The following is a 13,434-nucleotide window of genomic DNA, read 5'->3' on the forward strand; positions in this document are numbered from 1 at the left end:
TGTGATGAATAAATAAAAAGAGGATAAAAGTGGAAGATCGTAATTTACGCGATTTGTTGGCTCTCTGGGGGATTAATGCCCCTGAGCTTCCGCTACGAGAAATGACATTGGACAGCCGCAAAGCGGCTGCCGGAGATCTGTTTGTTGCGGTTAAAGGGCATCAGACAGATGGTCGAAAATACATTCCTCAAGCCATCGCTCAGGGGGTCGCTGCGGTGATCGCTGAAGCGGAGGGAAAAGCGGATAACGGCACCATTCAGGAAATGCATGGTGTTCCGGTTATCTATTTTGATGATTTAAATAATAAACTGTCGAAATTGGCAGGTGAATTTTATCAGCACCCGGGTAACAAATTAAAGCTGGTTGGCGTCACAGGAACCAACGGTAAAACAACAACAACACAATTGTTGGCACAGTGGAGTCAGGGACTGGGAGAAACCAGTGCCGTGATGGGAACGGTGGGAAATGGTCTGCTGGGCATGACTGTTCCAACTGAAAACACGACAGGTTCAGCCGTTGACATTCAGCTTGATTTACAGCAACTCGTCAATCAGAAAGCAACGTTTGCGGCAATGGAAGTTTCATCACATGGCTTAATACAAAGCCGCGTAGCATCGTTACCGTATCAGGCCGCTGTTTTTACTAATTTGAGCCGTGATCACCTTGATTATCATGGCGATATGGAAAGCTACGAAGAAGCCAAATGGCTGCTGTTCAGCACACATAACGTTAAACAAAAAATTATTAATGCTGATGATGACATCGGTCTGAAATGGTTATCCCGATTACCTGATGCTGTGTTATCTGAAACCGTCGCCGTCACGATGGAAAATCGCCTGCCGGAAAACTGGCAGGGGCAGTGGTTATCGGCAACAGATATTCATTACCACGATAAAGGCGCGTCTATTACCTTCACATCCAGCTGGGGAAGCGGAACTCTCGAAAGTCCTCTGATGGGAGCCTTTAATGTCAGCAACCTGTTATTAGCTCTTGCAACGCTATTATCACTGGAATATCCGTTAGAAAAACTGCTGGCAACTGTATCTTGTCTGATCCCGGTTTGTGGGCGAATGGAAGTATTTGCAGCCTCAGGCCGTCCTACGGTAGTCGTCGATTATGCTCACACACCGGATGCACTGGAAAAAGCCCTGGCAGCGGCAAGACTGCACTGCAAAGGGCAGCTCTGGTGTGTATTCGGTTGTGGAGGCGATCGCGATAAAGGCAAACGCCCATTAATGGGCGGTGTAGCTGAGCAAGAGGCAGATCGGGTAGTTGTTACTGATGACAATCCACGTAGCGAAGAACCTCAGTCTATTGTTGCGGATATCCTGACAGGCTTCATCGATCCGGGCCGTGCGATGGTTATTCATGGGCGTGTTGAAGCTGTAACCAGTGCCATTATGCAGGCGGCAGAAGACGATGTTGTACTGGTAGCAGGCAAAGGCCATGAAGACTATCAATTGGTAGGGAACCGCCGTCTGGATTATTCAGATCGTCTGACAGTTGCGCGTCTGTTGGGGGTGATAGCATGATTCCATTGACTCTACAACAGCTGGCACAAGTGACCGAAGGAACGTTACATCACGTTTCCGGGCAGCAGGCGGCCATTATCCGCATTGAGGCGGTGACAACCGACAGTCGCAAAATCACACGTGGTGATCTGTTCATTGCTTTAAAAGGGGAAAACTTTGATGCCCATAACTTCGCGGCTGATGTAGCGAAGCAAGGCGCCGCTGTTTTGTTGGTCGAGCGACCTCTTGAAGTTGATTGCCCTCAGGTGGTTGTAGAAGACACCCGTTTGGCGATGGGCAAACTGGCAGGCTGGGTTCGTGGGCAAAGCAATGCACGAATTGTTGCATTGACGGGTTCTTCCGGCAAAACCTCCGTGAAAGAGATGACCGCTGCGATTTTACGTCAATGCGGTAATACGCTTTATACCGCAGGCAACTTTAATAACGATATCGGTGTACCGTTAACCCTGTTCCGCCTTACGCCGGAACACCAGTTTGCGGTTATTGAGCTGGGTGCTAACCATATTGGTGAAATTGCTTATACCACGGAGATGGTTCGGCCTGAAAGTGCGCTGGTTAATAACCTGTTTTCTGCTCATCTGGAAGGATTTGGTTCGCTGGCGGGAGTGGCCAAAGCAAAAGGTGAAATTTTTGCAGGGCTTTCGTCCACTGGAACCGCCATTATCAATCTGGATAGCAATGACTGGCGTAACTGGCAGCAGAGCATCAGTGATCAGCAGACGGTATGGCGTTTTTCCATTACACCTGCGGCAGACGCCGATTTTTATGTGACAGATATTCAGGAGCAGCCGCTGGAAACGCGTTTCTGCCTGCATACACCAATCGGTAGTTGTGAAATCGCGTTGCCGTTGCCCGGAAAACACAATATAGCCAATGTATTAGCCGCCAGTGCGCTGGCGATTTCCGTCGGGGCATCCCTTGATGATATCCGTACGGGTTTATTAGGGCTGAAAGCTGTGCCGGGGCGGTTATTCCCGGTTCCTCTGGCTGCCGGAAAAGTGGTGCTGGATGATACTTATAACGCCAATCCCGGCTCCATGATTGCTGCCGCACAGGTATTAGCCCGGATGCCCGGATATCGCGTGATGGTTGTCAGCGATATGGGTGAGTTGGGTGATCAGGCAATTGAGTGCCACCGTCAGGTTGGTGAAGCTGTTGCATCGACAGACATTGAACAATTGCTTAGCGTCGGGCCTTTAAGTGCCCATATTAGTGAGGCAAGTGGTCGTGGTCAGCATTTTTCCAGCAAGGCCGAGTTAGTTGCAGCACTGCTTCCTGTATTGAAGCAACACGAAACGATTTCTGTATTAATTAAAGGTTCACGCAGCGCCAAAATGGAAGAGGTAGTGGACTCACTGAAGGAGAACTTCCAATGTTAGTTTGGCTGGCTGAGTATCTGGTTAAGTATCATACAGGATTTAACGTCTTTTCCTATTTGACGTTCAGAGCGATTGTCGGCTTGCTGACTGCGTTGTCTATTGCATTGTGGATGGGGCCAACTCTGATTGCTTATCTGCAAAAGTTACAGATTGGTCAGGTTGTGCGTAACGATGGGCCGGAATCCCATTTCAGCAAGCGCGGGACACCGACGATGGGCGGGTTGCTGATCCTGTTTTCTATTACTATTTCTGTCCTGTTATGGGCGCGTCTGGATAACCCTTATGTCTGGTGTGTACTGGCTGTACTGCTGGGTTATGGCATCGTCGGATTTGTTGATGATTACAGGAAGGTTGTCCGTAAAGACACTAAGGGATTGATTGCCCGCTGGAAATATTTCTGGCAGTCCGTACTGGCTCTTGGTGTGGCATTTGCGATGTACAGCATTGGTAAAGACACGCCGGCGACACAATTGGTTGTGCCGTTTTTCAAAGATGTGATGCCACAGCTTGGCCTGCTGTATATCTTGCTGACTTATTTCGTGATTGTCGGAACCAGTAATGCCGTTAACCTGACCGATGGGCTGGATGGCCTGGCAATTATGCCAACCGTGCTGGTGGCTGCCGGTTTTGCATTAGTGGCATGGGCAACAGGTAACGTCAATTTTGCCAATTATCTGCATATTCCTTACCTGAGCCATGCCGGTGAATTAGTGATTGTCTGCACCGCAATTGTCGGGGCAGGGCTGGGTTTCCTGTGGTTCAACACCTACCCGGCACAGGTTTTCATGGGAGATGTTGGCTCACTGGCTTTGGGCGGAGCACTGGGAACGATTGCGGTGTTACTGCGTCAGGAGTTTCTGCTGGTCATTATGGGGGGAGTGTTTGTTGTGGAAACACTGTCCGTTATTTTGCAGGTCGGCTCGTTCAAGTTACGCGGTCAGCGTATTTTCCGTATGGCGCCTATTCACCATCACTATGAGCTGAAAGGCTGGCCGGAGCCACGCGTTATTGTACGTTTCTGGATTATTTCCCTGATGCTGGTACTGATTGGTCTGGCAACACTGAAGGTACGCTAATCATGACTGAACGGATCATGACAAAATACGAAGGTAAAAAAGTCGTTATTGTTGGGCTGGGATTAACCGGCCTTTCCTGCGTTGACTTTTTCATGGCGCGCGGAGTGATTCCTCGTGTGATGGATACCCGTATAGTACCGCCGGGAAGTGACAAGCTGCCTGATAATGTTGAATGCCACACCGGCAGCTTCAACAAACAATGGCTGATGGAAGCTGACTTAATCGTCTCCAGCCCGGGTATTGCGCTGGCAACACCTGAACTACAGGCCGCGGCTGATGCTGGCATTGAAATAGTCGGAGATATTGAACTGTTCTGCCGTGAGGCAACAGCACCGATTGTGGCGATTACGGGCTCAAATGGTAAAAGCACAGTAACCACTCTGGTGGGTGAAATGGCGAAAGCCGCCGGATGGCAGGTTGGAGTTGGAGGGAATATCGGTGTCCCGGCTCTGGAGTTACTGAAGCAACCGTGTCAGCTATATGTCTTGGAACTTTCCAGTTTTCAGCTTGAGACAACTTACAGCTTGCGGGCAGCTGCTGCGACCGTGCTGAATGTCACGGAAGACCATATGGTTCGCTACCCTGAAGGACTGGCTCAATATCGCGCAGCCAAGCTGCGCATCTATGATCAGGCCAAAGTGTGCGTAGTGAATGAGCAGGATGATTTGACCCTGCCGGTAGCAGGTAAAGACAGCCGTTGTATTAGTTTTGGTGTCGGAAGTGGTGATTACCGGCTTGACAGTGAGCAACAACAATTAGTTGCCAATCAACAGCCCGTCCTGTCTACACGCGAGATGTGTCTGACAGGTCAGCATAACTATACTAACGGGCTTGCTGCGCTGGCTCTGGCCGATGCGGTTAATATCCCCCGTGAAGCAAGTCTGCTGGCTCTGCGTACTTATCAGGGGCTGGCTCACCGTTTTCAGGTAGTTCATATGAGAAACGGTATTCGCTGGGTCAACGATTCCAAAGCAACAAATGTCGGCAGCACTCAGGCAGCATTGAGTGGCCTGATGCTGGAGGGCACGCTTTACCTGTTAGTCGGTGGCGACGGGAAAGAGGCTGATTTCACCCCTCTTCGGTCTTATTTATCCGGAAATAACATTCGTCTTTATTGTTTTGGTCGTGATGGAAATCAACTGGCGCAGCTGCGTCCTGAAATTTCCACACTGACGGATACGATGGAACAGGCCATGAGGGAGATTACCCCCAAATTGGTTAGCGGAGACATGGTGTTATTGTCACCGGCCTGTGCGAGCTTTGATCAGTTTAGTGGTTTTGAACAACGGGGTTATGAGTTCTCCCGTTTGGCGGAGGAGTTGGGTTAATGATCATTCCGGGCCTCGGTAAATTTAAAAATTGGCTGGCGGGTAATGTGGAGACAGATCCCACAGATATCGTCATGTATGATCGTACCCTGGTCTGGATGGTGCTTGGGTTAGCGGCGATTGGTTTTGTGATGGTGACATCGGCGTCAATGCCAGTCGGTCAGCGTCTTGCTCAGGATCCATTTATCTTTTCGAATCGCGATGCAACTTATCTGGGGCTGTCCTTTGGCCTGTCGCTGATTACGCTGCGCATTCCGATGGCGTTCTGGCAGCGTTACAGCATTGTTATGTTATTAATGACGATCATGATGCTGGTTGTCGTGCTGTTTGTGGGTAGCTCGGTGAATGGTGCATCTCGTTGGGTAGCCATTGGCCCTTTACGTATTCAGCCGGCGGAATTGTCGAAGTTGTCACTCTTTTGTTACCTCTCCAGTTATCTGGTGAGAAAAGTCGAAGAGGTGAGAAACAACTTCTGGGGGTTCTGTAAGCCGATGGGCGTCATGATTGCGCTGGCTGTCCTGCTGCTGGCCCAACCCGATTTGGGAACGGTGGTTGTACTGTTTGTAACAACTTTAGCCCTGTTATTTTTGGCGGGGGCAAAGCTGTGGCAGTTTCTTGCCATCATTGGCTGCGGGATCTTTGCAGTTATCGTGTTGATTATTGCGGAGCCATACCGTGTGCGCAGGGTGACTTCTTTCCTGAATCCGTGGGATGACCCATTCGGTAGTGGCTATCAGCTTACACAATCCCTGATGGCATTTGGTCGCGGAGACTTTTTCGGGCAAGGGCTTGGGAATTCAGTTCAGAAACTGGAATATCTGCCGGAAGCACACACTGACTTTATTTTCTCCATATTAGGGGAAGAATTAGGTTATTTAGGTGTGGTTTTGGTGTTGGCAATGGTATTCTTCGTCGCTTTCCGCGCAATGATGATTGGCCGCCGCGCGTTGCAGCTCGATCAGCGATTTGCAGGTTTTCTGGCCTGTGCCATTGGTCTCTGGTTCAGCTTTCAGGCATTCATCAATGTGGGTGCAGCTTCAGGGATGTTACCGACGAAAGGGCTGACATTGCCTCTTGTCAGTTATGGTGGTTCGAGCCTGATCGTGATGTCAACGGCCATCGTTTTATTATTGCGAATTGATTATGAAGTGCGTCTGGCAAAAGCGCAGGCGTTCGTAAGGAGCCCTAAATGAGTGGCAAAAACCGGCGGTTGATGGTAATGGCGGGCGGAACCGGAGGCCATGTGTTTCCGGGGCTGGCGGTTGCCCATTATTTGAAAGAACAGGGCTGGGAGATTCGCTGGTTGGGAACAGCTGATCGCATGGAGGCTGATTTAGTTCCGAAACATGGCATAGAGATCGAGTTTATTCAGATTTCAGGGTTGCGGGGCAAAGGGATAAAAGCGTTACTTGCTGCACCTATCAGAATTTTTAAGGCAATCCGGCAGGCAAAAGCGATTATCCGGCGTTATCAGCCGGATGTAGTGCTGGGAATGGGAGGATACGTCTCAGGGCCGGGCGGTATTGCTGCATGGTTGTGTGGTGTTCCGGTGGTTCTCCATGAGCAGAATGGTATCGCAGGATTAACTAACCGCTGGCTGGCTAAAATTGCAAAAACAGTTTTGCAGGCTTTTCCGGGTGCATTTCCTGATGCTCCGGTGGTCGGTAATCCGGTTCGTAAAGATGTGTTGGCACTGCCTGCACCAGCACAGCGCCTCACAGACAGGCAAGGGCCTGTGCGCGTTCTTATTGTTGGTGGCAGTCAGGGGGCAAGAATTCTGAACCAGACAATGCCAGAAGCCGCTTCCCTTCTGGGAGACAGTATCTCTGTATGGCATCAGGCGGGCAAAGGTGCACAGGCAGAAACACAGAAAAAATATGTCGACTTAGCTGTCACTGATTTCAGGGTGACTGAGTTTATTGATGATATGGCGCAGGCTTACGCGTGGGCTGATATCGTCATTTGTCGTTCCGGTGCATTGACCGTCAGTGAGATTTCAGCGGCAGGTTTACCTGCGATTTTTGTACCGTTTCAGCATAAAGATCGCCAGCAATACTGGAATGCGTTGCCGCTGGAACAAGCAGGAGCAGCAAAAATACTTGAACAGCCTCAATTTACGGCGGATGCCGTGGTGGAATTGCTGAAACAGTGGCAGCGTCCGCAATTGCAGGAAATGGCAGAAAAAGCTCATTCTGTTGCCATTATCGATGCAACTGAACGAGTAGCTGCGGCATTGACTGATGCTGCTAAAAAATAGAATTCAGGCCGTTTTGTGGGTTTTTAAGATACCGGCAGAGCGGAGAAGTAAACATAACTAGTGAAGATTAAAACGTGAATATACAACAGTTGGCGAAATTAAGAGCTTCAGTGCCTGAAATGAGAAAAGTCAGGCATATCCACTTTGTTGGCATTGGTGGTGCTGGCATGGGTGGGATCGCCGAGGTGTTGGCCAATGAAGGTTATCAGATAAGTGGTTCTGATCTCGCTCCCAATCCTGTTACGCAGCAACTGATTGAACTGGGAGCAACTATTTATTTTAATCACCGCGCGGAGAATGTACGCAATGCCAGTGTGGTCGTTGCATCAACAGCAATTCCTGCCGATAACCCAGAAATTATTGCGGCCCGTGAAGCCCGTATTCCGGTTATCCGTCGTGCAGAGATGCTGGCAGAGCTGATGCGCTACCGACATGGCATCGCTGTTGCGGGAACACATGGCAAAACGACGACGACAGCAATGATTGCCGGTATCTATGCTCAGGCTGGCCTTGATCCTACCTTTGTCAATGGCGGGTTAGTCAAAGCTGCGGGTACGCATGCTCGTCTTGGTACCAGCCGTTACCTGATCGCTGAAGCGGATGAAAGCGATGCGTCTTTCCTGCACTTGCAACCCATGATGGCGGTGGTAACCAATATTGAACCCGATCATATGGATACCTATCAGGGAGACTTTGAAAACCTGAAGCAGACTTTTGTCAACTTCCTGTATAATTTGCCATTTTATGGTCGGGCCGTGATGTGTATTGATGATCCGGTTGTGAAGGAGTTAATTCCGCGTATCGGTCGTTATGTGACGACTTATGGCTTCAGCAATGAGGCTGACGTTCGCATTACCCATTATGAGCAGAAGGGGGCACAGGGTTTCTTTACCATCAGCCGTGAAGATTTACCTGAACTTCATGTTGTCCTGAATGCACCGGGAAAACATAACGCACTGAATGCAACAGCCGCTGTGGCTGTCGCGACTGAAGAAGGCATTGATGATGCCGCGATTCTGGCATCACTGGCTGAATTTCAGGGAACCGGACGCCGTTTTGACTTCCTGGGGGATTTTTCTCTCAGGAATATTAACAACAAAGAAGGCAATGTCATGTTGGTTGATGATTATGGTCATCACCCGACTGAAGTTGATGCCACAGTTAAGGCTGCGCGCGCCGGCTGGCCAGATAAACGTATCGTTATGGTATTCCAGCCTCACCGTTATACCAGAACGCGTGATTTGTACGATGACTTTGCCAATGTATTGAATCAGGTGGATGTTCTGTTAATGCTGGATGTTTATTCTGCCGGGGAAACTCCGATACCGGGTGCGGACAGCCGTTCCTTATGTCGTACTATTCGCAGTCGAGGGAAGTTAGACCCGATACTGGTGTCAGAACCGGAGCAAATTTCGGTCATGCTGTCACAAATAATGGAAAACAACGACTTAGTATTAGTACAGGGTGCCGGTAATATCGGTAAAATAGCGCGCAATTTGGCTGAAACAAAATTACAGCCGTCTTTTAATGAAGGGGAGCATCATGGCTGATAAGGTCGCTGTCTTGTTGGGAGGGACTTCTGCTGAACGTGAAGTTTCACTGCAATCCGGGCAGGCTGTTGTAGCTGGGTTGAAGGAAGCAGGTATTAATGCACATTCAGTCGATACAAAATACTTTGATGTGACTAAACTCAAGGAAGAAGGGTTCAGCAAAGTCTTTATCGCCCTGCATGGACGCGGTGGTGAAGATGGTACAGTACAGGGTGTACTGGAATTTTTGCAGCTCCCTTATACCGGCAGCGGCGTAATGGCATCTGCTTTATCAATGGATAAATTGCGCACAAAGCAGTTATGGCAAGGGGCAAAACTGCCTGTTTCTCCCTATGTTGTGATTAATTCTCATCAATTTGAACAACTTAATGATTTTCAAATCAAAGAATATGTTCAAGAATTAGGGCTGCCATTAATGGTTAAGCCAAATCTGGAAGGTTCCAGTGTTGGCATGACCAAAGTGAATGACTACTCCGATTTGCGTGGAGCACTGGAGCTGGCATTCCAATATGACCAAATTATCTTGGTTGAGAAATGGATGTTCGGCCCGGAATATACAGTGGCATTTCTTGGTGATGAAGTTCTTCCCTCCATTCGTATTCAGGCACCGGAAGTATTTTATGACTATGATGCGAAATATATCTCAAACGAAACTAAATATTTCTGCCCTAGTGGTTTAAGTGCAGAAAAAGAGCAAGAGTTGGCGGATCTCGCATTAAGAGCCTACAAGATCGTGGGATGCAGTGGCTGGGGAAGGGTTGATATCATGGATGATGGAAATGGCAATTTCTATCTACTGGAAGTGAACACTTCTCCGGGCATGACAAGTCATAGTCTGGTGCCTCAGGCTGCGCGTCAGACGGGATTAAGTTTTTCACAATTAGTAGCGAGAATTCTGGAGCTGGCTGATTGATATGTCACAGGCAGCCCGGAATACGCGGGAAATTGAAGTTCGGAGTTCCCGCCCCAGTAATGGTTATTATCTGGCAGGGTTCCTCTTCTTTCTGATGGTGGTTGGTACTGTCATATGGGGGAGCTGGGTAACCTTAGAGTGGATGAAGGATTCAAACCGGCTGCCACTCTCAAAACTGGTGTTGACAGGCCAGCGGCATTACACCACGGATGATGATGTCAGGCAGGCAATCCTGTCACTGGGCACGCCAGAGACATTTATGACACAGGATGTCAATGTCATTCAGGGCCAGATAGAGCGGCTGCCATGGATCCGTCAGGTCACTGTACGTAAACAATGGCCTGATGAACTGAAAATTCATCTGGTAGAATACGTCCCTTATGTGCGTTGGAATGATACGCACATGCTGGATAAAGAAGGAAGAGTATTCAGTTTGCCTATTGAACGTAGCGCCGGAGGGCATTATTCCATGCTCTATGGCCCGGAAGGCAAAGAAAAAGTCGTATTGGCAGAATATCGCACAATGGCTGAACAGCTTGCTGCACATAAAATGAAATTGAAAGCAGTGATCATGACGGCTCGTAATTCCTGGCAACTGGTACTGGATAATGACGTCCGGCTGGAATTGGGTAATAAAGATCAAGAAGGGCGCATTCAGCGTTTTATTGAACTTTACCCTGTGTTGCAGAAAAACACGCAAAAACGTGTGGCTTATGTGGACTTACGTTATGACAGTGGTGCTGCGGTTGGCTGGGCTCCTTTATTAACTGACGCACCGGCTTTAATGAACGGGCAAGAAAATAAATAGTGACTGGCAATAATACAGAGACAGGCAGAACAACGATGATCAAATCAACGGACAGAAAATTGGTAGTTGGCCTTGAAATCGGGACAGCAAATGTATCTGCCCTGGTTGGTGAAATTCTGCCCGATGGTATGGTTAATATTATCGGAGTGGGAAATTGCCCATCCCGCGGCATGGATAAAGGCGGCGTCAACGATCTTGAATCAGTCGTTAAATGCGTCCAGCGTGCGATTGATCAGGCTGAGTTAATGGCAGATTGCCAAATATCTTCAGTTTATCTGGCGCTGTCTGGCAAACATATTAGTTGCCAGAACGAAATTGGCATGGTGCCAATTTCAGAAGAAGAAGTAACACAGGATGATGTGGACAGTGTTGTCCATACAGCCAAATCGGTTCGTGTTCGCGATGAACACCGTATTTTGCATGTGATCCCACAGGAATACGCTATCGATTATCAGGAAGGTATCAAAAACCCAGTCGGGCTTTCCGGTGTGCGTATGCAGGCGAAAGTGCATTTGATTACCTGCCATAACGACATGGCAAAAAATATTGTAAAAGCTGTTGAGCGTTGTGGGCTGAAAGTTGACCAGCTTATTTTTGCAGGATTAGCGGCAAGTTATGCTGTTTTGACAGAAGATGAGCGTGAATTAGGGGTATGTGTCGTTGATATTGGCGGCGGAACGATGGATATCGCGGTATATACTGGCGGTGCATTGCGTCATACCAAAGTGATCCCATATGCAGGAAATGTTGTTACCAGTGATATTGCCTATGCATTTGGTACACCGCCGAGTGACGCTGAAACCATCAAGGTACGCCACGGTTGCGCACTGGGTTCGATAGTCAGCAAGGATGAAAGCGTTGAGGTTCCGAGTGTGGGAGGACGCCCTCCCCGCAGTTTGCAACGCCAGACTCTGGCTGAGGTTATTGAGCCACGTTATACCGAACTGCTGAATTTAGTCAATGATGAAATTTTACGATTGCAGGAGCAATTGCGTCAGCAGGGGGTAAAACATCATCTGGCCGCAGGGATCGTTTTAACAGGTGGGGGTGCTCAGATAGATGGGTTGGCTGAGTGTGCCCAAAGAGTATTTCATACTCAGGTACGTATTGGACGTCCCCTGAACATTACCGGCCTGACAGATTACGTGCAGGAGCCTTGCTACTCAACAGCAGTCGGGCTTCTGCATTATGGCAAAGAATCCCACCTTGGCGGCGATTCTGATGCTGATAAAAGAACTTCAGTAAGCGGCTGGTTTAAAAAAGTCAGTAGCTGGCTGAGAAAAGAATTTTGATTTTTTATACAGAGGCCGTGAAAATGATGTCGGCCTCGACATAAAGGCACAAAACGGAGAGAAATTATGTTTGAACCACTGGAATTAACCAATGACGCGGTGATTAAAGTCATCGGCGTCGGCGGTGGCGGCGGTAATGCTGTTGAACATATGGTGCGTGAGCGTATTGAAGGTGTCGATTTCTTTGCGGTTAACACTGATGCTCAGGCATTGCGTAAAACAGCTGTCGGTCAGACCATCCAGATTGGCAACGGCATTACAAAAGGATTGGGCGCTGGTGCAAACCCTGAGGTCGGACGTACAGCGGCGGAAGAAGACCGCGAATCACTGCGTACGGCACTGGAAGGGGCCGATATGGTATTTATCGCTGCCGGTATGGGTGGCGGTACAGGAACCGGTGCTGCTCCCGTTGTGGCTGAGATTGCCAAAGAGCTTGGAATTCTGACCGTTGCTGTTGTCACCAAGCCATTTAATTTTGAAGGCAAAAAACGTATGGCCTTCGCGGAGCAGGGGATCACTGAACTGTCCAAACATGTGGACTCACTGATCACTATTCCAAATGACAAATTGCTGAAAGTGCTGGGTCGTGGCATCTCTCTGTTGGATGCATTTGGTGCAGCCAATGACGTGCTGAAAGGTGCGGTTCAGGGTATCGCTGAACTGATCACTCGTCCCGGCTTGATGAATGTTGACTTCGCTGACGTTCGTACTGTGATGTCCGAAATGGGTTATGCCATGATGGGCTCTGGTATTGCGCAGGGCGAAGACCGTGCGGAAGAGGCGGCTGAAATGGCGATTTCCAGCCCATTGCTGGAAGATATCGATCTCTCCGGAGCGCGTGGTGTACTGGTCAACATTACAGCGGGCTTTGATCTGCGTCTGGATGAATTTGAAACAGTGGGTAATACCATCCGTGCATTTGCTTCAGACAACGCAACGGTGGTTATCGGTACATCACTGGATCCGGATATGAATGATGAGCTGCGTGTCACTGTGGTAGCCACGGGTATTGGGATGGATAAACGTCCTGAAATTACACTGGTGACCAATAACAAGGCATCGCAGCCAAATACATTGGATCGCCGCTATCAGCAAATGCCTGGTGGAATTTCATCATTACCTGATGAAAATAAACCAGCAGCAAAAGTGGTCAATGACCAAAATGCACAGACAAGTAAAGAACCTGATTATCTAGATATTCCGGCATTTTTGCGCAAGCAGGCTGACTGATAGCTAAAAAATTGGTTTCTCCGCTTTTTGTGTTAAAATATTCTGCCAATCATATTTTATAGTGATTGG

The 13,434-nt window shown here is 48.8% G+C and carries 11 protein-coding genes; all 11 read left to right on the plus strand.

The window, feature by feature from the left end; genetic code table 11:
- Positions 1 to 29 precede the first annotated feature (29 nt).
- Positions 30 to 1,532 carry a UDP-N-acetylmuramoyl-L-alanyl-D-glutamate--2,6-diaminopimelate ligase gene (gene murE / locus AACS90_RS10650; protein WP_099122651.1) on the plus strand — a complete coding sequence of 501 codons (1,503 nt, stop codon included), beginning with the start codon at positions 30 to 32 and terminating at the stop codon, positions 1,530 to 1,532.
- Entirely contained in the window at positions 1,529 to 2,911 is a 1,383-nt protein-coding gene (gene murF, locus AACS90_RS10655; protein ID WP_099122652.1) for a UDP-N-acetylmuramoyl-tripeptide--D-alanyl-D-alanine ligase, read from the plus strand. Before murE ends, murF begins: the two co-directional genes overlap by 4 nt.
- Positions 2,905 to 3,987: a phospho-N-acetylmuramoyl-pentapeptide-transferase gene (gene mraY, locus AACS90_RS10660; RefSeq protein WP_099122653.1), complete on the plus strand. Its 1,083-nt coding sequence runs from the start codon at positions 2,905 to 2,907 to the stop codon at positions 3,985 to 3,987. Before murF ends, mraY begins: the two co-directional genes overlap by 7 nt.
- Positions 3,988 to 4,004: 17 nt before the next feature.
- The gene (murD, locus tag AACS90_RS10665; protein WP_099122674.1) at positions 4,005 to 5,315 is read left to right on the plus strand and encodes a UDP-N-acetylmuramoyl-L-alanine--D-glutamate ligase; all 1,311 of its coding nucleotides are present in this window, start codon (positions 4,005 to 4,007) and stop codon (positions 5,313 to 5,315) included.
- Positions 5,315 to 6,508, plus strand: a complete 1,194-nt coding sequence (ftsW, locus tag AACS90_RS10670) for a cell division protein FtsW (RefSeq protein WP_099122654.1) — start codon at positions 5,315 to 5,317, stop codon at positions 6,506 to 6,508. Before murD ends, ftsW begins: the two co-directional genes overlap by 1 nt.
- Positions 6,505 to 7,572, plus strand: coding sequence for an undecaprenyldiphospho-muramoylpentapeptide beta-N-acetylglucosaminyltransferase (murG, locus tag AACS90_RS10675; protein WP_099122655.1), 1,068 nt, complete (start codon positions 6,505 to 6,507; stop codon positions 7,570 to 7,572). Before ftsW ends, murG begins: the two co-directional genes overlap by 4 nt.
- A gap of 74 nt (positions 7,573 to 7,646) precedes the next feature.
- Positions 7,647 to 9,122, plus strand: a complete 1,476-nt coding sequence (gene murC, locus AACS90_RS10680; protein WP_099122656.1) for a UDP-N-acetylmuramate--L-alanine ligase — start codon at positions 7,647 to 7,649, stop codon at positions 9,120 to 9,122.
- Complete coding sequence (locus AACS90_RS10685) at positions 9,115 to 10,035, plus strand: D-alanine--D-alanine ligase (RefSeq protein WP_099122657.1); 921 nt, start codon at positions 9,115 to 9,117, stop codon at positions 10,033 to 10,035. Before murC ends, AACS90_RS10685 begins: the two co-directional genes overlap by 8 nt.
- A gap of 1 nt (position 10,036) precedes the next feature.
- A complete protein-coding gene (ftsQ, locus tag AACS90_RS10690; protein ID WP_099122658.1) occupies positions 10,037 to 10,843 on the plus strand; it encodes a cell division protein FtsQ in 807 nt (268 codons plus the stop codon).
- A gap of 35 nt (positions 10,844 to 10,878) precedes the next feature.
- On the plus strand, positions 10,879 to 12,135 hold the full coding sequence (gene ftsA, locus AACS90_RS10695; protein WP_086955564.1) for a cell division protein FtsA: 1,257 nt from the start codon (positions 10,879 to 10,881) through the stop codon (positions 12,133 to 12,135).
- A gap of 66 nt (positions 12,136 to 12,201) precedes the next feature.
- Positions 12,202 to 13,365 carry a cell division protein FtsZ gene (gene ftsZ, locus AACS90_RS10700; RefSeq protein WP_099109905.1) on the plus strand — a complete coding sequence of 388 codons (1,164 nt, stop codon included), beginning with the start codon at positions 12,202 to 12,204 and terminating at the stop codon, positions 13,363 to 13,365.
- The last annotated feature ends 69 nt before the right edge of the window (positions 13,366 to 13,434 follow it).

This window comes from Xenorhabdus sp. KK7.4, assembly GCF_963876465.1.
GTDB classification, from domain to species: Bacteria; Pseudomonadota; Gammaproteobacteria; order Enterobacterales; family Enterobacteriaceae; genus Xenorhabdus; species Xenorhabdus stockiae.